Origin of the sequence: Colwellia sp. BRX8-9, assembly GCF_014077245.1 — a bacterium.
In the GTDB taxonomy this organism is placed as follows: domain Bacteria; phylum Pseudomonadota; class Gammaproteobacteria; order Enterobacterales; family Alteromonadaceae; genus Colwellia_A.
Genome location: NZ_JACGVN010000003.1, coordinates 53,833 through 75,049 on the forward strand (window position 1 = coordinate 53,833; position 21,217 = coordinate 75,049).

Annotated in this window: 18 protein-coding genes; 8 read left to right on the forward strand and 10 right to left on the reverse strand. The window is 39.4% G+C overall.

All coding sequences use genetic code 11. The annotated features are described in order from the left end of the window. Positions 1-155: 155 nt before the first annotated feature. The 3 genes from pabB (at position 156) to H4J70_RS03320 (ending at position 3,709) form a co-directional block, all read left to right on the forward strand. Positions 156-1,577 (forward strand): aminodeoxychorismate synthase component I, encoded by a 1,422-nt coding sequence (gene pabB, locus H4J70_RS03310; RefSeq protein WP_182250618.1) that lies wholly within the window; start codon positions 156-158, stop codon positions 1,575-1,577. A 39-nt stretch (positions 1,578-1,616) separates the two neighbouring features. Further along, the gene (locus H4J70_RS03315; protein WP_182215674.1) at positions 1,617-2,186 is read left to right on the forward strand and encodes a CoA pyrophosphatase; all 570 of its coding nucleotides are present in this window, start codon (positions 1,617-1,619) and stop codon (positions 2,184-2,186) included. A 131-nt stretch (positions 2,187-2,317) separates the two neighbouring features. Further along, positions 2,318-3,709: an L-serine ammonia-lyase gene (locus H4J70_RS03320; RefSeq protein WP_182215672.1), complete on the forward strand. Its 1,392-nt coding sequence runs from the start codon at positions 2,318-2,320 to the stop codon at positions 3,707-3,709. Between the two features lie 312 nt (positions 3,710-4,021). On the opposite strand, the gene cysB is transcribed toward H4J70_RS03320, so the two are convergent. Next, positions 4,022-4,996, reverse strand: coding sequence for an HTH-type transcriptional regulator CysB (cysB, locus tag H4J70_RS03325; protein WP_182215670.1), 975 nt, complete (start codon positions 4,994-4,996; stop codon positions 4,022-4,024). Positions 4,997-5,322: 326 nt separating this feature from the next. Here cysB and H4J70_RS03330 point away from each other — a divergent pair, with 326 nt between their 5' ends. The 4 genes from H4J70_RS03330 to H4J70_RS03345 all read left to right on the forward strand — a co-directional run bounded on the left by H4J70_RS03330 (position 5,323) and on the right by H4J70_RS03345 (position 8,550). Continuing rightward, positions 5,323-6,090, forward strand: coding sequence for a hypothetical protein (locus H4J70_RS03330; RefSeq protein WP_220465241.1), 768 nt, complete (start codon positions 5,323-5,325; stop codon positions 6,088-6,090). Between the two features lie 73 nt (positions 6,091-6,163). Beyond that, positions 6,164-6,547 (forward strand): ribosome recycling factor family protein, encoded by a 384-nt coding sequence (locus H4J70_RS03335; RefSeq protein WP_182215669.1) that lies wholly within the window; start codon positions 6,164-6,166, stop codon positions 6,545-6,547. 78 nt (positions 6,548-6,625) lie between these two features. After that, a complete protein-coding gene (locus tag H4J70_RS03340) occupies positions 6,626-7,159 on the forward strand; it encodes a YaeQ family protein (RefSeq protein WP_070374034.1) in 534 nt (177 codons plus the stop codon). 32 nt (positions 7,160-7,191) lie between these two features. Then, entirely contained in the window at positions 7,192-8,550 is a 1,359-nt protein-coding gene (locus tag H4J70_RS03345; RefSeq protein ID WP_182215667.1) for a M20/M25/M40 family metallo-hydrolase, read from the forward strand. Positions 8,551-8,768: 218 nt separating this feature from the next. On the opposite strand, the gene H4J70_RS03350 is transcribed toward H4J70_RS03345, so the two are convergent. Both H4J70_RS03350 and H4J70_RS03355 read right to left on the reverse strand, forming a co-directional pair. Beyond that, positions 8,769-9,218 carry a GNAT family N-acetyltransferase gene (locus H4J70_RS03350; protein ID WP_259366328.1) on the reverse strand — a complete coding sequence of 150 codons (450 nt, stop codon included), beginning with the start codon at positions 9,216-9,218 and terminating at the stop codon, positions 8,769-8,771. Further along, entirely contained in the window at positions 9,208-10,104 is an 897-nt protein-coding gene (locus H4J70_RS03355; RefSeq protein WP_182221568.1) for a DMT family transporter, read from the reverse strand. The genes H4J70_RS03350 and H4J70_RS03355 overlap by 11 nt, the downstream gene beginning before the upstream one ends. Before the next feature lie 203 nt (positions 10,105-10,307). Between H4J70_RS03355 and H4J70_RS03360 the strand changes: the two genes are divergently transcribed. Next, the gene (locus H4J70_RS03360; RefSeq protein ID WP_182215663.1) at positions 10,308-10,760 is read left to right on the forward strand and encodes an isoprenylcysteine carboxylmethyltransferase family protein; all 453 of its coding nucleotides are present in this window, start codon (positions 10,308-10,310) and stop codon (positions 10,758-10,760) included. 111 nt (positions 10,761-10,871) lie between these two features. On the opposite strand, the gene H4J70_RS03365 is transcribed toward H4J70_RS03360, so the two are convergent. From H4J70_RS03365 to lpxB, 7 genes are all read right to left on the reverse strand, one after another. Continuing rightward, positions 10,872-11,441, reverse strand: coding sequence for an alkylphosphonate utilization protein (locus H4J70_RS03365; protein ID WP_070374039.1), 570 nt, complete (start codon positions 11,439-11,441; stop codon positions 10,872-10,874). A gap of 315 nt (positions 11,442-11,756) precedes the next feature. Next, on the reverse strand, positions 11,757-12,995 hold the full coding sequence (gene sstT / locus H4J70_RS03370; protein WP_182215661.1) for a serine/threonine transporter SstT: 1,239 nt from the start codon (positions 12,993-12,995) through the stop codon (positions 11,757-11,759). Between the two features lie 108 nt (positions 12,996-13,103). Continuing rightward, the gene (tilS, locus tag H4J70_RS03375; RefSeq protein WP_182250619.1) at positions 13,104-14,474 is read right to left on the reverse strand and encodes a tRNA lysidine(34) synthetase TilS; all 1,371 of its coding nucleotides are present in this window, start codon (positions 14,472-14,474) and stop codon (positions 13,104-13,106) included. 133 nt (positions 14,475-14,607) lie between these two features. Further along, positions 14,608-15,564 (reverse strand): acetyl-CoA carboxylase carboxyl transferase subunit alpha, encoded by a 957-nt coding sequence (accA, locus tag H4J70_RS03380; RefSeq protein WP_070374042.1) that lies wholly within the window; start codon positions 15,562-15,564, stop codon positions 14,608-14,610. 171 nt (positions 15,565-15,735) lie between these two features. After that, complete coding sequence (gene dnaE / locus H4J70_RS03385) at positions 15,736-19,293, reverse strand: DNA polymerase III subunit alpha (protein WP_182215657.1); 3,558 nt, start codon at positions 19,291-19,293, stop codon at positions 15,736-15,738. Then, a complete protein-coding gene (gene rnhB / locus H4J70_RS03390; protein WP_182215656.1) occupies positions 19,293-20,018 on the reverse strand; it encodes a ribonuclease HII in 726 nt (241 codons plus the stop codon). Before rnhB ends, dnaE begins: the two co-directional genes overlap by 1 nt. After that, entirely contained in the window at positions 20,015-21,217 is a 1,203-nt protein-coding gene (gene lpxB / locus H4J70_RS03395) for a lipid-A-disaccharide synthase (RefSeq protein WP_182215654.1), read from the reverse strand. The genes rnhB and lpxB overlap by 4 nt, the downstream gene beginning before the upstream one ends.

Consider the following 21,217-nt stretch of genomic DNA (forward strand, 5'->3'; position numbering starts at 1 on the left):
ATGCAGATCGACAGATGTAGTTCAACGGCATTTACTTACTTACCTGAAATTATAGATAAACGAGGGAAGCTGAAAATGGTTGAAAGTTATAAATTTGCAGATATCATACCCTTCTTGTTAACGAGCTTCCACAATATTATCGAGTAAAACCTGTCATGTTCACTATTTCTGCCCAGCATTTTACTGTAGAAAAATCTATCGATGTAAAAGCTTTATTTTCAGCTTTTAGTCATCAACCTTGGGCGATGTGGCTTGACTCTTGTGGTGAACAACAGTCACCTGCCCACGTTGATAGCAACTTTGATATTCTGGTTTGGCAACCCGAAATTACGCTAACTACTCGCGGCGATCAAACTGAAGTACGCTGGTTAAAAGAGGACAAAAAACAAATCAGTCATCAAAATCCATTAACGCTGTTAAAAGAAATTCAACAACAATGCTTCAACAACATAACTGTTGCCACCAGCCACTTACCTTTTAATGGCGGCAGTGTCGGTTACTTTTCTTACGATTTAGGCAGACGTTTTGAGAACTTGCCTCATCAAACAACGCAAGATATAGATTTAGCCGACATGTCGATAGGGCTTTATTTTCAGGCATTAATCTTTGATCACCAAGCTCAACAGTTTTGGTTGGTTTGCCCACAACCACAACGAGAAAGCCTAACAAAAGCAATAAATCAGCAGTTAGCTTTGATAAAGAAAGCCACACAAGTAAAAGAAAAGTTTTCATTAATGACCGACTGGCAGTCGAATATGAGTAAAGCGCGTTATGATGAAAAATTTAAGCGCATACAAGACTACTTATTGTCTGGAGATTGCTACCAAATTAATTTAGCACAACGCTTTAGTGCTCAGTATCAAGGTGATGAATTCGAAGCTTATTGCGCGTTACGTGATAAAAATAAAGCACCGTTTTCTGCTTTTTTACGTTTTGAAAAAGCCAGTATTCTCAGTATTTCTCCTGAACGATTTTTACAAAAAGCAAGCCGTAAAGTACAAAGTAAGCCGATAAAAGGCACTAAACCACGAAGTGATGATGCCGTCATAGACCAACAAAACTCAGTTGATTTACAGCACTCAGAAAAAGACCGAGCCGAAAACTTAATGATTGTTGATTTACTGAGAAATGATATCAGTAAAGTCTGTATTGCTGGCTCGGTAAAAGTTCCTAAGTTGTTTAATATTGAAAGTTTCCCTGCGGTTCATCACTTAGTTAGCACCGTTGAAGGTGAGTTAGCACAACCTTATCAAGCGACTGATTTATTAGCGGCTTCATTTCCTGGCGGTTCAATTACTGGCGCTCCAAAAATAAGAGCCATGGAAATAATTGATGAATTAGAGCCTCATCAACGAAGTATTTATTGTGGTTCTATTGGTTATATTTCTGCTTGTGGCAATATGGACACTAGCATTACTATACGTACCCTACTGTGCGAAAAAAATAACGCGACCAAAGCGAGTATCATTTATTGCTGGGCCGGTGGTGGCGTAGTGGCTGATTCAAAAGTTGACGCTGAATATCAAGAAACCTTTGATAAAGTAAACAAAATATTACCTGTGTTATCAGCGCTTTAACTTATTGTAGTTTTGGTTTTCGCCATTGATGGATTTATAATGAACAAGCATGATTTTTTACAAAACTTTCAATTTTCAACACTTGATGTTTCCCTCCATCAATACCAGCACCTTGGCGCACTAAAACCTGCAGCCGTGTTAATCGCGCTAATAGAAGAGAATAAACAACTCTCTGTTGTGTTAACAAAACGTGCTAGTCATTTAAAACATCATCCTGGGCAAATCAGTTTTCCCGGTGGAAAAATGGAAGACTTTGATACAAGTTTTATTAGCACCGCCATAAGAGAAGCTGAAGAAGAGATTGGTTTAAATAGTAACAACATTAATATTGTTGGCCAATTACTTCCTTATGAAACAATCAGTGGTTATGTGGTTACCCCCATCATTGCTTTTATTGATAAAAAACAAAATTATGTGATCGATAAAAATGAAGTTGCTGAAATATTTCAGGTGCCATTACAACATTTTCTAGATTTTAATAATCACTACATGGTGACCATTGAACGTCATCGCAAACCCTTTTCAATTCACTTTATGCCTTTCGAGCACCATAATATATGGGGCGCAACCGCGGTAATGCTGAAAGATTTGGCCATTCAATTATCTTGACCTTTAAGTTTTTAGTTAATATCAACTATAATTAAACTATTATTGTTTTTCATGGTGGTAGCTTTAAGTTACAATTACCGAAGATAATTCCATCTTTTGATAATTTTATCAAAATAAATTCAGGTTTTAGTATGATTAGTGTATTTGATATGTTTTCTATTGGCATTGGCCCGTCAAGCTCTCACACTGTAGGTCCAATGAAAGCAGCGAAATTGTTTGTTGAACAACTTAAAGATGAGCATAAATTAACCCAAACAACACGGGTGAAATGTGAACTTTTTGGTTCGTTAGGGCAAACAGGTATTGGCCATGGTACCGGCAAAGCGGTAATTTTAGGTCTGTCTGGCGAAAATCCGGATACGATTGCCGTCGACGCTATTGATTCAATTCTAGAAGCCGTAGTGGCTAGCCAAAAAATTTCGCTTAATGGCGAGCACTTAGTATCATTCCCTAAAAATGATGCAATTATTTATCATCGCCGTAAAACGTTACCTGCTCATTCAAATGCCATGACTATTTTTGCCTTTGAAGATATCCCAGGAAAAGAAAGTACGTTATTACTAGAGCAAACATATTATTCAATCGGTGGCGGCTTTATTGTTAACGCCCGCGACTTTGAAAAAGAAAAAGATAAAGCATTATCTCTGCACAACAATATCAAACGTCCTCATTATTTCTCATCAGCGACTGAGCTTATCAACGAAGCTAATGAGAAAAATCTCAGGATCAGTACCATCATGATGAATAATGAGAAGTGCTTAGCCGACGAAGCCACGGTTAGGGCTAAACTAGTTAATATCTGGCAAGCAATGAAAGATTGTGTTGACCGTGGTATTAAAACCGAAGGTATTTTACCCGGTGGCTTAAAAGTTGCGCGCAGAGCCCCTGCCCTTTATAAAGCATTATCAGTTGAAAATAACAACGATCCGCTTATAGCGATGGACTGGGTTAACTTATTTGCTCTTGCAGTTAATGAAGAAAATGCCGCAGGTAGTCGTGTTGTAACGGCGCCAACCAATGGTGCAGCCGGTATTATACCTGCCGTATTATGCTACTACGATAAGTTTGTTAGACCTGTTGATGAAGATACCTGTGTACGCTATTTATTAACCGCCGCAGCCATTGGTATTTTATATAAAACTAACGCGTCAATTTCTGGTGCTGAAGTGGGCTGCCAAGGTGAGGTTGGCGTAGCTTGTTCTATGGCAGCTGGCGCATTAACTGAAATTATGGGTGGTTCGCCAAGTAAAGTAGAAAACGCGGCAGAAATCGGTATGGAGCACAATTTAGGATTAACCTGTGACCCTGTTGGTGGCTTAGTTCAAGTTCCTTGTATCGAACGTAACGCTATGGGCTCGGTAAAAGCGATCAACGCATCGCGTTTAGCTTTACGCGGCACCGGTAATCAAAAAGTCCCGCTGGATAAAGTGATTAAAACCATGTGGGAAACCGGCAACGATATGAAAACCAAATATAAAGAAACTTCTCGTGGCGGCTTAGCGGTCAACATTACTGAATGTTAAGACGTTTTTAATCCCAAAGCTGCAACGGACAAAGGGTTAATGGCTGAACATTTGTCGTTCCTTGCTATCGCCGTACAGCGAAACACTTATGATTTGAAATACAGGATGTCTGAGAAAGGCCATCCTGAACATTCGTCGTTACTTGCCATACTTTCCATAATTGCCACCACGACATATCCTTCGTCCTGAACATTCGTCGTTCCTTGCCATACTTTACATAATTGGCATCACGACATCCCCTTCATCCTGAACATAAAAAAGCGACTGATATCAGTCGCTTTTATGTGTTTATTGATTTATATCGCAGCTGCTTTAACGAACAGGCAACTTAATATTTGCAAACATCTCATCTATTTCAGCATTATTTTTCAATAAAACAGCTTTAGTGACTAAATCACGATTTAAATGAGGAGCAAAACGCTCAATAAAATCAAACATGTAACCACGTAAGAAAGTACCGCGTCTAAAGCCTATTTTAGTGGTACTTGAATTAAATAAATGACTGGCATCAATAGCCACTAAATCACTATCAATTCTAGGGTCGATAGCCATAGTAGCAATCACACCAACGCCAACACCTAAACGCACATATGTTTTAATTACATCAGCATCGGTGGCAGTAAAAGCAATTTTAGGCTCTACTCCAAGACTATTAAAAGCAATATCAAGCTCTGAACGTCCAGTAAAACCGAACACATAAGTCACTAATGAATACTTGGCTAAGTCTTCAATAGTAATGCCTTGTTTTTTAGCTAAGGGATGATCGGGTCGCACTATTATACTGCGATTCCAGTGATAACAAGGTAACATCACTAAATCGTTATACAAGTGTAATGATTCCGTCGCAATGGCAAAATCTGCGTCACCTTTGCCTGCGGCATCACTAATTTGCGCTGGCGTTCCCTGAGACATTTGCAAAGAAACTTTTGAATACTTTTTCATAAAGCCTTTGATCACTTCAGGCAATGCATATCGCGCTTGGGTATGCGTGGTTGATATACGTAATTTACCTTCATCGGGTTGAGTATGCTCACGCGCAACCGCTTTAATCGCTTCAACTTTAGAGAGAATTTCTGTGGCAATATTAATAACTTCATTGCCTGGGGCAGTAACATGGGTTAAATGTTTGCCACTGCGGCCGAATATTTGAATACCGAGTTCATCTTCTAGCATGCGAACTTGCTTGCTTATGCCCGGTTGAGAGGTGAATAAACTTTCTGCTGTTGCAGAGACATTTAAATTATTGTTGAGTACTTCAACAATATAGCGCAGTTGTTGCAGTTTCATAATTATACTTCAAAATTTTTGATGCTGATTGCTTATGCAAAAAATATATACTTAAATGAAGACTTATTCCATATTAATTTTCATTATTCTGCTTATATGCGAGATTTAATTTAAAAATGTAGGATTATTACAACAAAAACCACGTAACTAAGTTAAAAATGACTTTTATAGGATAAAATGAAGTTTTTTATTCAAAATAAAAAGTTATATAAATAGCCTTCATTAGTATCAGAGATAAAAGGTTGATATAAGGCTATGCTAATGTGTCCATTTTTTGTAGACTGCATAAAAGATATTTCTATTTTAACAGACGAGTAGTTAACATTATGGGCATTATCATTGCTTTAATTATCGCATTAATCATTATAGTTGTGAGTGTTGGCGCAATTCAACAGCACAAAGAAAAACAAGAAAAAGACAAACGCACAAAAGCGGCTAAGCAAAAAGCAATTATAGATGAAAGTGAAGACCTTATTCTTCATCTTGCTAACCTGCCCAGTAATCCTGGCATCGTCAACATTCTTAATCGACGCAGTTTAACCGCAGCAAAAGCGATGAGATCAATTTTACCTGATTCAAAACAAATTAAAGGTAAAGTGAATGAAATTGAGGCAAGGTTGAAGGCGTCACAAGAACTTGCGGCTTCAACTTCAGGACAAGAGGAACCATTCCTTCTCCCTGATAATGAACAACAACTCGTCAGTATTTTGCAATGTATTAAAAAATTACGAGCTACACTTAAGTCAGAGCAAGTAAAAGGAGCTTTAGACGCACAAACATTTACCCATGAAGATAAAAAGCTTGATGCTATGCAACTACAGATTGGTGTTGAAAGCCTGCTAAAACGTGGCAATATGGCTTACCAAAAAGAAATGTTAGGTTCAGCGCGCCAATATTTTGAGAAAGCTTTGCAAACATTGTCCGCTCATCCTTCGCAAACAGAATATACCGTCAGTAAAAAAGCTGAGGTTGAGATCCAACTTGAAGAAATAACCGATGCACTTAAAAGCACTAATGCTAAAGATGCGGCGAAAAAAGCCAAAGATCAAGAAGATGATTTAGACTTATTATTTCAACCGAAGAAAAAATGGTAATCAACTATTATTAGTAAACTGAAACCAGCATTTTGCTGGTTTTTTTATTCTCTGTTAACGTTACTCGCTCCTTATGAAAACATCGCCGAATCATATACCTGTCATTAATCTGCCCTCATTGCTTAGAAAAGTAATAAAAGCTTATGCGTTAAAAGCAGGAATAAGAGCTAGTGGCTGTGAGCTTTATAGAATTGGCCGTTCACGCAATTGGCAGCTCAAAGCTAGCTTTGAACAACTAGAACACGTTGTCGCTTTTATACAAGACTCAGAAGAGCCGAGTTGGCAGTGGCTAGTTAATTACTTAATGAGTCAAAGGCAGGCACTTAGTCACGATGAACTTATGCGTATTGCTAAATTAAAGTCAGACATTACTGTTAACCAATTGATGGCTCGCACTGATTGCACGATTGCTGAAGCCAGAAAAGTCATTGATGAATTAGAGTGGTTGGTCGAATAAAAGCACTTACCTGCTGTATTCCTTGATGTTATACGAGTATTATAAGCTGAATTAGCATTTCTTACTTTACGGATAATCATGGCACTAAAAGCAACAATAAATAAAGCCAGTATACAACTGTCAGATATGGACAGAAATTACTACGATACCCTCAATTTAACCATCGCCCAACATCCTTCAGAAACAGATATTCGTATGATGGTGCGCTTGTTAGCTTTTATTTTAAATGCAAATGAACATTTGCAGTTTGGTAAGGGTGTAAGTGACGAAGAAGAAGCGGCTCTGTGGCAAATTAATTACTCTGAAGTGATTGAGCTATGGATAGAGCTTGGGCAACTGGATGAAAAACGTCTCAAAAAAGCCTGTAATCGTGCCCAAAAAGTGATTCTTTATGCTTATGGCAGCAGTGCTGAAACCTGGTGGAAACAGTCGCAAAACAAATTACGTCTACTCAATAAACTTTCCATTGAGCTCATTAGCCAAGAAACCTGTGATGCATTAGCAAAACTTGCTGGTCGCTCTATGGACTTTCAGTGCAGTATCCAAGATGGCCAATTATGGTTAACTGCCGGTGATGAAACACTGTTAATTGAGACAACAAAATTACAATAATTAATACCAACATGGATAGGGAAATAATAAGCATGAAAAGTCACCTTACTAAAAGCCGCTTAACTTTAGCTCTTTTTACTGGCATTACACTCCTTTCGGCATGCAGTGAGCCTGAATCACCTAAAGCCAAAATTGCTGAAATGTCATCGGAACAAGTTATTAAAGATATTACTTATCTCGCAAGTGACGATTTAAAAGGCCGAGCCAGCTTCTCTGTTGGTATTGACCAAGCGGGTGATTATATTAGCCAAAGGTTTACCGAAATTGGACTAAGCCCAATGGTAGGCAATAAAGATTTCAAACAAACATTTAATGTAACCAGTATTATGCCAACAGCATTAACGGTGACCTTAAATGGTAAGACTATTGCTGACGCTAACTTAGGCATGGCAAGTACTATGGCCACGCTTTCATGGCAGAGCCTTGAAAATGTTAACACCCATATTATTGCTGAAGCGGATGATATGCGCGCGGCTCTTGGTAAAATGAATAATGACGGTGGCCAGCATCTGGTTATTATCCATAGCGCTCACGCTAAAACCTTTGCCGGTTACCGAGGTTACTTTCAACGAGGCTTAACTAAGCTTAACCTTGAGCACCAAGGGGCTATTGTTATGGTTTTAGCCGATGATAATGAAATTACCACGGTAGACGTTAACGCGAGTACTTCGATAACTGAAAAAACCTTAACCAATATTGTTGCGATACTACCGGGTAAAGATAAAAATCCAGCGACAGCAAAAGAAGTGGTTTTATATTCATCACACTATGATCATTTAGGTGTAACGGCTGATGGTAAAGAGGTTTTTAATGGTGCTGATGACGATGCGTCGGGCACCTCTGCTGTTATTAATCTGGCACAACACTATGCCCATCAAGGTGAGAACAAAAGAACCTTAATGTTTAGTGCTTTTACCGCCGAAGAAATTGGTGGCTTTGGCTCTAAATATTTTTCACAACAATTAGATCCTAACAACGTTGTGGCAATGATAAACATTGAGATGATAGGTAAACCTTCAAAGTTTGGCGCTGGTTCAGTTTGGATGACAGGAATGGAGCGTTCAAATTTAGGTGAATTACTTAACGTCAGCTTAGCGGCTAAAAACAGTGAGATTTACCAAGACCCTTACCCTGAACAGGGTTTGTTTTATCGTTCAGACAATGCAACACTTGCCCGTTTAGGTGTTCCAGCTCACAGTTTTAGTAGTACCCAACTTGATAAAGACCAGCATTATCATAAAACGTCTGATGATATTAGCAGCCTAGACTTAGCGTCGATGTATCAGGTTATTGAGTCGTTATCAGTCGCTACGCAAGGACTAGTTGATGGCAGTATTACCCCAACACGTATTGATGTAAACACCGTTCGAGCGAGTGGTAAAATCTATTAAGTTTGATCGTTCATCCTGAACATCGTCACTCCTTGCCATCCGTGGCATCGTGACATACCGTTCATCCTGAACATCGTCACTCCTTGCCATCCTTGCCATCCGTGGCATCGTGACATACCGTTCATCCTGAACATCGTCACTCCTTGCCATCCATGGCATCGTGACATACCGTTCATCCTGAACATAAGGTCAGTGATTTGTTAATTACTGGCCTTATTTTATTGTAACCAGCACATTTGATACTCAACTTCATTCTGGCCAGTGACAACAAAACCATGGCGTAAATATAAAGAAATAACCGGATTTGCTAACAAAACATTTAATGTTATTGGTAGTTTTAACTCTTTTGCTTTTCTTTTAATTAAGGCTAAAACCTTACCACCAATTCCTTTTCCTTGATGTATAGGTATAATTTGCAGCTGCCTGATGTGTAATTTATCCGCTAAAACTGCTATTTTTATTAAGCCTATCGGGGCATTGTTCATCAAGATAATAGTTGAATCTGCAAAAAATTCATTCACTCGTGCAAGATGTTGCTGATCAGATAAATCCAAACCTGCGGCAATAAGATGTTCGCCCATTGAGGCTTTTCTTAATTGTAATAAATAGCCTATATCACTCTGCTGGGCTTGTCGAAATCCTATGGTTACTTTTTCATCAGTGAGCATATTTATTACGATGGTGTTTAATCACTAAATCGCCCCATTGATAAATAGCTAAACCAGCAATGATAGCTAATGCGCCAACGATTAAATTAATATTAATTGTTTCATTATTTAATAGTAACCCCAGTGAAATGGCAATCACTGGGGTGATCATAGTGATCAATGCCACCGTACTCGCTTTTAGGCGTTGTAATATATAGAAATAAGCAATAAAGCCCACTAAAGAGCCAATAACACCAAGATAAACGACACTTAATATTGATTTGTTACTCCATGTTTGATGCGCAATATTGCCATCGAAAATAAGCCAAACTAAGATAAATAAAGGCAGACTTAATAATAGTGAACCCAGGGTTGTTGCCATAGGGTTTATAGCAACTTCAACACTTTTTACCAATACACCACTTAAACTAAAAAATGAAACAGCAATCAATACCGCGATAATGCCAATATATCCATCATCTTTAAGTGATATTTTATCAAAACATACCGTAGCTAAGCCGCAAATAGCGATCGCCAATGCTATTTTTTTTGCTGGTGATAATGCAGACTCAGCCAAAATGCGCTGACTTAGTACTCCAGATAAAATAGGTGCCAAGCCGAACATTAACGACATCAGCCCAGAAGAAATGTAGCCAGCGGCTAAATACGCAAATAACATCCCACCAAAAATACCTATCGCTGAAAAACTATAAAGTTTAAGCGCACTTTTATGCCAAGGAAGCTCAATACGAAAAGCCTTCAGTATTAACCAGCCAGGTACAACCGCAATCAGCATCCGCAACAAAACCGCTAAGGTTGGATGAATAGTTTCACTGCTCCACACTATCGCTAGTGGTGTTGTTGACCAGATAAGAATAACGGCAAAATAAGCGATGGGGACTGACATTTCATAAATCCTTTATCGGTACTATATTGAAAATTTAACAGGAAGAAAGCTAAAGAAACATAACGAGTATACAAATGAACAATGGCGATATTATCTGACTACGTCAATAACACCAAAAAATAAACTTATCGAATAGTGTGCTTAATAGCCACTAATACCTGCTAAAATAACAGCCAATAAACTTTTTAAGCTTAAGGTAAATCATGGAGTTAAAAGTAATACCCGTTGTGCAGATATTAATAGCCGTGTTATTAATGATGATTTTTTATAAAATATCACCCGATCTCACCTTGAGCTGGCCGGCTCATGTGCCAGTTGCCCTCGCGCTGTTATTTATCGCGATAGTTGTGGGCCTTTGTGCAATAGTCAGTTTTAAAAAACACAAAACAACTGTTAACCCCACTAAACCAGAAACAAGCTCAACCGTGGTAAGTTCTGGTATATATTCATTTTCAAGAAATCCAATGTATTTAGCCATGCTGATTTCACTGATCTCGCTCGCTTATTACTTACAACATTTAGCATCTTTACCTATTATTTTAATATTTATTGGCTACATGACACGTTTTCAAATAATCCCCGAAGAAAAAATGTTAACAAAAATATTTGGTCAACAATACCGTGATTATCAGCTAAAAGTAAGACGTTGGTTATAAACGATATGAGTAAGACAGTAAAACCGCAATGTTGGGGCTTTACTGACTTACTTTGATGCTTTTTTTGACTTTACATAGCTTTTTAAGGCGATTATAAACAGCAAGTTTTGCTTAAGCTTTTTTCAGATACGCCGAGACTAAAACAATACGTGTACCGTTAACTTTTCCTTCAATATGCTCAGGATTATCCGTTAAGGTAATGCCACGCACCATAGTGCCCTGCTTAGCCGTAAAGTTAGCGCCTTTAACTTTTAAATCTTTAATCAAGGTAACATCGTCGCCGTCTTGTAAATCAGTGCCATTACTGTCTCTTGTTGGCCCCTCTCGCTCAGCAGCGGCAATGCCTTGCTCAGCCCAAGTTTTAACATCATCTTCCATGTAAATCATTTCTAAAGCGTCTTGTGCCCAACTCTCTGCTGACAGTTTATGAAGCAAGCGATACGACATAACTTGCACAGCAGGTTCTTGATTCCACATACTGTCGTTCAAACAACGCCAGTGACTTACATCCATTGCAGTGTCACCATTAATTTGTGCTGTGCATGTAGCACATAGATATACACATTGCTGAGCACTTAAGTCGCTAGTTGGTGGCACAGGAAACACCGCTAATTGTTCAGTTGACGTACATAATTCACAGCTAGCATTACTGCGTGCTTTTAAGGCATTTTCGGTAGGCATAATATTAATTCACTAATTTTTGAAGAAGATTTTTCGCTATTATGCTCCTAATTCAGTGATTTAAAAAGTGCTGATTAAAAACGGGGAATAATTGACCTGAGCCATTATTTAAAGGCTGCACTTTACTTTGGCTAAAACGTGACCATATAGCTTAGTTGCTGAATACCAAAGTGGCGGTATAGCTCTGTTGCTGAATATTAAAGTGAAAGTATAGTTTTGTTGAGGGCTATAAAGTGGCAAAAAAGCTATCCCCTGAATTAGCTTCAGGGTCTAAAATCAACCACCTCTATATGAGGTGGTTAACGAAGACTTCATTTATTCTAGATTTTTAGTGATGTGATGCGAAGCGGCTGCGGTGAAAATAACATCGGTAGAGCTATTTAAGGCTGTTTCGGCAGAGTCTTGAATAACACCAATAATAAAACCTATCGCGACTACTTGCATAGCAATATCACTGTCTATACCGAATAAACCACAGGCTAATGGAATAAGTAACAATGAACCACCTGCAACACCAGAGGCACCACAAGCTGATACTGAGGCGATGACACTCAATAAAATAGCGGTTGCAAAGTCAACTTCAATATTTAAAGTATTGGCCGCAGCCAGCGTTAATACCGTAATGGTGATCGCCGCACCAGCCATATTAATGGTGGCACCTAAAGGAATAGAAACCGAATAGGTATCTTCATGTAAATCAAGTTTTTCACACAGTTCCATGTTAACCGGAATATTTGCTGCAGAGCTACGCGTAAAGAAAGCGGTAATGCCGGATTCTTTTAAGCAAGTAAATACTAGCGGATAAGGGTTTTTACGCGTAATAAAATAAACGATCAGCGGATTAACCACCAAGGCAATAATAACCATAGATCCTAAAAGTAATAGTACTAAGTGTCTAAACTCACCTAAGGTATCAAAACCTGTGGTCGCAACCGTATTTGCGACTAAGCCCATAATACCTAAAGGTGCAAAACGAATAACCAATTTAACGACACTTGAAATTGCTTCGGCTAAATCATGAACCATGACCTTCGTTGATTCACTGCCTTTTTTCAACGCGAAACCTAAGCCTAAGCCCCACGCTAAAATGCCAATAAAGTTTCCAGTAACAACCGCATTAAACGGATTATCAACAATTTTAAACGCTAAGGTTGATAAGACTTCACCTAGTCCTTGTGGCGGATTAGCACTTGCGCCAATAATATCTAATGTTAACTGTACCGGGAACGCAAAGCTTAGTGCTACAGCAACCAGCGCAGCACTTATTGTGCCGAGTAAATAAAGCCCAACAATCGGTTTTAAGTTAGCATCGCTATTTTGTTTTTGGTTAGCAATAGATGATGCGACTAAAACTAACACCAAAATAGGAGCAACCGCTTTTAGTGCACTAACAAATAAACTGCCGAGTATTGAAAATGACTGTGCAACTTCAGGTAAAACAAGCGCTAAAACAATACCAACAACAAGTGCAATAATGATTTGATTGACGATGTTAATAGCTTTTAGCTTACCAAAAAGTGATGTTTTTTCTACAGAGGTATTTTGTGTTGTCATAGTTTGTCTTATTTTAGTTATTGTTTTTGTTATTAAGATAACGCATCGATGAAAGATTTTTACCACTTATGCACCGACACTGTCTAGTTTATTCGTTACACGGTACCTTTAAAGAGGCAGTTGACCATGCCATGATAGCGTAAATGCTGAGTCACTGTTCTCGGCTAGATAGCGCTGACAAACAAACTGTCCGACTACCGCAACCAACTCATTATCATAAAAGATAAAAGGTAACCTTTTTCTCTGCCATGTTGGTATAGCAAGCTCTTGTAAGACTTTCTTTAATGGTCTTGAATGCTGTCGATATTGTGGCAAACACCTTGGGTTTTCGTGAGAAAAACTAATCGTCACTTTTTGTTGCTCTGCCGGTTTTTTTATCACCGACTGCCAGTCACTGTTTTCTTGTACTTGTGCTGATAAATTCGAAAAACTTAACCAACCTAATTGATCGGGAAGACAAACATCTAACGGTTTATCATCGGCTAACAGCGCTAATGCTAGATTTTGTTGCCACAGCGACAGGTCCTGATAGATACCCGTTAGATGTAACTCACCTTGATAACGTCTGATGCAACACTCAGCTAATTGCACAACTGGCGACTTATCCGCTTGTGCATTAAGCTGCTGGCATATTTGCATTAATTGCTTTTGGCTTGGCATTAAAAATCCATGGCAAGATAAAAAATAGCGCAATAGATTTTTAAGACGTGCTTCGCTGAGCTTATTTAAATCAACAACACTCAGCTTATTAGCTGAAGACTGGCAAGCAATTAAATCTTGCTGCGCTAATTCATCGAGTAATTGTTGTGCTTCAAAGCAATGTTCAGCACTGCGTGCAATCGTCTTATTGATGCTTGGCCAACGTTGATTTAACTTAGGTAAAATTTGATGGCGGAGAAAGTTTCTGTCGAAACGCTCATCCGTATTCGATTCATCTTCTATCCAAACTAAGCCATACTCTTTCGCATAGGCTTCAATATCGGCTCGTGAAATAGTTAATAACGGTCTGACCAGTAATTGCTGCCCCAACATCATTTCACTTTGCATCGCTGAGAGCCCTTTCAAACCTGCGCCTCTTTTTAGGGCGAGTAGAAAAGTTTCAGCCTGATCGTCACTGTGATGACCAGTAACAATTAAATCACCTGCTTTAGCTACTGATTTTAGTGCTTGATAGCGGGCATCGCGCGCAAGCGCTTCTAAGCTTTTTTGGGCAACAGCTTGCACGTTTACTTCAATAATGTCTAACGGCAGGCCAAATAGTTGGCATTGAGCTTTAGCAAAGGCTTGCCATTTAACGGCATTAACACTCAAGCCATGATTAACATGACAAACACGAATATCGCTATTAATAGCATGTTGTGTTTTTAAAGAACCAAGGCAATGTAACAGCACTTGAGAGTCGATACCGCCACTGTAGGCAATAAGCAGTGATTTTTGAGGGTGGTTGGAAAAAAAATCTATTAAGGTCTGTTTAATCATAAAATACTTGGTTAATTGACACTGAAAACAAAAAAACTGTAGCCTTAACTTAGAGATAGAATCAGTAAGATAAGACTACAACTTCATCAGCAAAGCATTCAATACTACTTTGCTCGTGTCGATTTATAACAACTTAACAATAACCGAAAGACATTAATCTGTCATAACGTTTTTCAATTAATTCTTCTTTTGACAAGCCTTCTAGTTCGGCAAGATTTGATTTTAATTCTTGCTTTAAGTTAGCCGCCATAATATCCATATCACGATGTGCACCACCTAATGGCTCTTCAACGATATTATCGATAAGTTCTAATTCTTTAATACGCGTAGCGGTAATACCCATAGCGGCAGCGGCAGTAGGTGCTTTTTCAGCAGTTTTCCACAAGATTGATGCACAACCTTCAGGAGATATTACCGAGTAAGTAGAATATTTCAGCATGTTGACACGGTCACCAACACCAATCGCTAATGCACCACCAGAACCACCTTCACCAATAACCGTACAAACAATCGGCACGGTTAAACGTGACATAACCTTTAAGTTCATCGCTATCGCTTCACTTTGGCCGCGCTCTTCTGCACCTATACCCGGGTAGGCACCAGGAGTGTCAATAAAGGTAATAATGGGCATATTAAAACGTTCAGCCATTTGCATTAAGCGTAAGGCTTTACGGTAACCTTCTGGACGAGGCATACCAAAGTTACGCTTAACTTTTTCTGCTGTTGAACGCCCTTTTTGATGACCAATAATCATCACAGGTTTACCGTCTAAACGCGCAGTACCACCAACAATGGCTCTATCATCCGCATAGTGTCTATCACCGGCAAGCTCATCGAATTCAGTAAAAATGCGTGGTATGTAATCAAGCGTATAAGGACGCTGTGGATGACGTGCCACACGAGCTGTTTGCCAAGGGTCAAGATTTGCAAAAATCTTTTTGGTTAACTCAGCGTTTTTACCGCGTAATTGAGTAATTTGATCTTCAAGGTCAAGATCTAATTCTTGACCGTTATTGACTAATTGTAGCTCTTCAATTTTGGCATCAAGCTCAGCAATAGGCTGCTCGAAATCTAAAAAATTTAATGACATATGATTATTCTTACCTATGTTCTATGCCGTTTTATAACAACAGCATGATTATTCAAATAGAGTACTTAATAATTTTAATTTGACTATTAAGTTGCTAACAAAGCCGTCATCGACCTTGTTATAAATTTTTTATAATGGTTAACAATAAATAACCCTTTAATGCGCCCTAAATTATTTAAACCTTAAAGTAACGTCGCCATCACCTAATAAGGTTCTTAATTCATGTAATAAAGGGTCTGCAGGCGTAACGCGCCATTGTACGCCTAATTCTAGCATAGCTTTTGCTTCATCTCTTTGATAAAACAACCGAACAGGACACGTACCATCCTTATAAGGTGTTAATACCTCGGTAAATTTATCAATAAAACCTGCGCCTGCCTTGTTTTTATTGACATTAATATCTACTGAAGAGACATAGTTTTCACGAGCATCACCAACCGTCATGATATCTCGAGCGGTCATTGTAATGCCTCCGGAGTATTCATCAAAGCTGACCTGTCCGCTACAGACCAAAATAGCATCACTTACCAGCAATTCAGCAAAATTATCATAGTCATCGGGAAAGAGTCTAATGTCCATGCGAGCGCTTTTATCGTCAAGCGTAACTAAGGCCCATCGTCTGCCGCGCTTATTGACCATGACTCTAACACCTAACACTAAACCAACCGCAACCGTGGTTTTGTCTTTACTGGTCGGTTGCAAGCTTACTAACCGTCCAGTCGCATAATGCTTTATTTCACTTAAGAAACGATTAATGGGATGACCGGTTAAATATAAACCTAACGTTTCTTTCTCTGCATTGAGCCAAACTTCTTCAGCCCACATCGGCACATCTTTAAAGGCTTGTCGCGGCTCTGCTGACGCTTCATTAATTAAGCCAAATAAATCATTCTGTCCAACTGCCTGTGCTTTTGCATATTGGTCTGCAGCCTTTATTGCTTCAGGTAATGTTTCAAATAAAACAGCACGATGTGGTACTTCTTTACCGTTGATAATTTTTTTAGGCCCTAAACTGTCCATGGCCCCAGCTTTAACTAATTTTTCTAAAACACGTTTATTAATTTTTTTAAGATCGAGTCGCGCGCAAAAATCAAAAAGATCGGTAAATTCACCGCCGGCTTCGCGTGCGGCAATAATGGCATCAATAGGACCTTCACCTACACCTTTTACTGCGCCAATACCGTAGACAATTTGATCTTGCTCGTTAACGGTAAATTTATATTGACCGGCATTAACATCAGGAGGCAGTAAATCTATCCCCATATTGCCACATTCATCAACTAGGGTAACAATTTTATCGGTGTTATCTATGTCGGCTGACATTACCGCTGCCATAAATGGCGCAGGGTAATGTGTTTTCATCCATAAGGTTTGATAAGAAACCAAGGCGTAAGCCGCTGAGTGCGATTTATTGAAACCATAACCCGCAAATTTCTCCACCAGATCGAAGATCTTCATCGCAAGTTCGCCGTCAACACCTCGGTTGATCGCGCCTTGCTCAAAGCCATCACGCTGTTTGGCCATTTCTTCAGGTTTTTTCTTACCCATAGCGCGGCGAAGCATATCCGCGCCACCTAACGAGTAACCCGCCAATACTTGCGCAATTTGCATAACCTGTTCTTGATATAAAATAATACCGTAAGTCGGTTCAAGAATAGGCTTTAAGTCAATATGTTGCCAAGTAGCATCCGGATAGCTTACTTCTTCACGACCATGCTTACGTTCAATAAAGTTATCAACCATGCCAGACTGCAATGGCCCCGGTCTAAAGAGCGCAACCAAGGCGATAATATCTTCAAAGCAATCAGGTTTTAATTTGGCAATAAGTGATTTCATACCACTAGATTCGAGCTGAAACACTGCCGTCGTCTCAGATCTTAATAACACTTTAAAACTGGCTGGGTCTTCTAAATTAATCCGGGTAATATCAATAGGCGCTTTGCCTTGTTTTAACAATTTTGCATCAGCCATTTCGATGGCCCACTGCAAAATTGTTAACGTGCGAAGTCCCAAGAAATCAAACTTAACTAAACCGGCATCTTCAACATCATTTTTATCGAACTGAGTAACCGGGTTTTTACCCTCTTCGTCACAGTAAAGTGGCGCAAAGTCGGTAATGGTGGTTGGTGATATAACCACACCACCGGCATGTTTACCGGCATTACGTGTTGTGCCTTCTAAAATACGGCACATATCAATTAAATCTTTGACTTCACTGTCTTGTGCGTAAGCTTCTGGCAACTTAGGCTCTTCTTCAAAGGCCTTGGCTAGTGTCATGCCTGGTGTTGGCGGTATAAGCTTAGAGATGCGGTCAACAAAACCATAAGGGTGACCGAGTACTCGACCAACATCTCGGATAACCGCTTTGGCTGCCATGGTGCCAAAGGTAATAATTTGCGACACGGCATCACGGCCATATAGTTCAGCAACGTGATCAATAACTTCATCACGCCTGTCCATACAGAAATCGATATCAAAATCTGGCATGGAGACACGTTCAGGATTCAAAAAACGTTCAAAGAGCAAATCGTATTCAAGGGGATCTAAGTCGGTAATTTTTTGGGCATAAGCAACCAGAGAGCCTGCACCAGAACCACGACCAGGACCAACAGGAATATTATTATCTTTACTCCACTGAATAAATTCCATCACGATTAAAAAATAACCGGGAAAGCCCATATTGTTAACCACTTTAAGTTCAATGGCTAAACGTTCGTCGTAGGGTTTACGCTTTTCAGCAAAATCTGCTGCGTCTTTATCAAATAAGGTCTCTAAGCGGTCTTGTAAACCTTCTTCAGACACTTTAACCAAGTAATCTTCTATCGATAAACCTTCTGTTGGAAAATCAGGGAGAACATACTCTCCAAGCCTAACCGTAACATTACAGCGTTTGGCGATTTCAACCGTATTCTCAATCGCTTCAGGGATGTCTGAAAATAACTCACACATTTCCTCTTCAGTTCGAAGGTACTGCTCTTTAGAATATTTTTTCGGGCGACGTTTATCGTTGAGGGTAAAACCATCATGTATGGCAACACGTATTTCATGGGCATCAAAGCGCTTAGGAGAAATAAACATCACTTCGTTCGTCGCTACCACAGGGAGTGACGCTTTTTCTGCCAGCTCGACAGCCAAATGGATATAGTTTTCTTCGTTTTCTCTGTTGGTTCTGATCAGTTCAAGATAAAAGCAATCAGGAAAGTAGCTTTGGTAAAAATCGACCATTTTATTGACCAGCTCGAAATTTCCCTTAATCAGCGCTTTACCAATATCACCTTCGCGACCCGCCGACAATAAGATCAAACCCGGAGCATAGTCAATTAACCAATGCTTATCGATAACCGCCTTGCCTTGAACATGACCCCGAAGGTAGGCTTTAGAAATGAGTTCAGTGAGATTTTTGTAGCCGACATTATTAGTGGCTAAAACAACAATGCGGGAAAGTTCATTCTCTAATTCATCACTTTTAACCCAGAGATCGCAACCAATAATTGGTTTTATACCCGCGCCGTGAGCGGCATGATAATATTTAACCAGACCACAAAGGTTTGTTTGGTCGGTTAGCGCGATAGCTGGCATCCCTAAAGCTGAGGCTTTGGCGACAATAGGTTTTACTTTATTTAAACCATCACATAATGAATAGTCACTGTGCACTCGCAAATGAATAAATTTTGGTTGAGCTTTGACTGACACTAATTCGGCTGCATCAACTAATACTTGCTCTGACATTAACACTTCACCTGAGAGTCTTCTTGTTTAGTTTTTGTCGGTAAAACACCCTGCATAGCAATAACTTGTGCTACTGGCTTAAAGCTTGCTCGGTAGCAATCAAGTACACCGTGCTCTACTATTTTTTCTAAATGGGCTTTGGTTGGGTAACCTTTATGTTTTGCAAAACCATACTCGGGATGTAATTCATCTAAAGCGAGCATTTCATCATCTCGAACAACTTTTGCAAGAATTGATGCCGCACTTATTTCACTAACCCGATCATCGCCTTTAACCACAGATTGGCTAGCAATGTTGCCGTTCACCTGCATAAAAATAGGGCAACGATTACCATCAACTAAAACATAATCAGGTGTTACTGATAAATCTTGTACTGCTCGCTGCATCGCTAACATAGTGGCATGAAGAATATTTAAGGTGTCTATTTCTTCCGGGCTTGCTCTTCCAACAGCCCAAGCAATAGCTTTTTCTTTGATTTCCACAGCAAGTAACTGACGCTTTTTATCTGATAGTTTTTTTGAATCCATTAAACCTTCAATAGGGTTTTCGGGATCAAGAATAACCGCCGCGGTAACAACGTCACCCACCAAAGGTCCTCGCCCAACCTCATCGACTCCTGCGATACAGTAAGCAATAGGGTATTCAAAAGGTGGGAAAATCTTTTTAGCTTTTGCCACTTTCTTACGGGGGGTTAAACTGGTATCGCTTACCGCTTCATTACTCATTTTGACATTAGATCCATTACAGCTTTCGCCGCTTCTTGACTGGCATTTTGTTTTAAAGCGAGATGAATTTTCATATATTCATCTTCAAGTGACGATTGGTCTTGGTATAAACGTTCTTTAACTAACGGCACAATGTTATCAACGCTGACTTTACCTTGCAGTAATTCAGGTACCAGTGTTTTTTTCGTCAATAAATTAGGTAGTGAAAACCATTCTAATTTTACTAGGCCTTTAAACATGTGATAAGTAAAAGCATTGAACTTATAGCAAATCACCATGGGGCGTTTAACTAACGCAGCTTCCAGTGTTACCGTACCTGAGGCCATAAGTAAACAATCACTGGCAGCCATCACTTGTTGGGTTTTATTAGTAATAATTGTTACCGCTAAATTTGGCGCTATCTTTTCTTTCAATTGGCTAAATTGTTCGGTTCTCTTATCGCTGATCATCGGCACAACAAAATGTAATTGTGGGTCTTGTGCTAAAAGTTGTACCGCAGAAAGTAAGAAAGGCTCGGTTAATCGAGATAACTCACCACCACGACTACCAGGCATAAGCGCAAGTATTTTTTTATCAAGCGGTAAGTTGAGTGCTTGTCTCGCTTCACGCTTATCCGAATGAAATGGAATGTCGTCTGCTAGCGGATGGCCGACAAAAGTACAGGGCACTTCATATTTATCATAGAAATCTTTTTCAAAAGGCAATAACGACAGCACCATATCGGTAGCCGCTTCAATGGTAAAAATACGCTTTTCACGCCAAGCCCAAACAGATGGGCTAACGTAATGAACTGTTTTAATACCCGCTTTCTTTAGTTGTCTTTCTAGCCTTAAATTAAAATCGGGTGCATCGATGCCAATAAACACATCGGGTCTATTATTAATAAACTGCGCGGCTAAACAGTCTTTGACATGAAATAAGCGTTTGAGGCGGCCCAATACTTCAAAAATGCCCATCACGGAAAGCTCTTCCATTTCAAACAAACTTTCGAAACCCAAAGCTTGCATTTTTGGACCACCAATACCGATAAACTTGGCATTAGGATAGACAGATATTAGAGAGCTCATAAGACCAGCGCCGAGCGTATCGCCAGAATGCTCGCCAACAACAAGCCCAAACACGGGCGATTGTTGAGCAGTTGAACTATTTATAATGGGTGATGTTTGGAGAATAGCCTGTTTTTCTACTGTTTTTGTCAT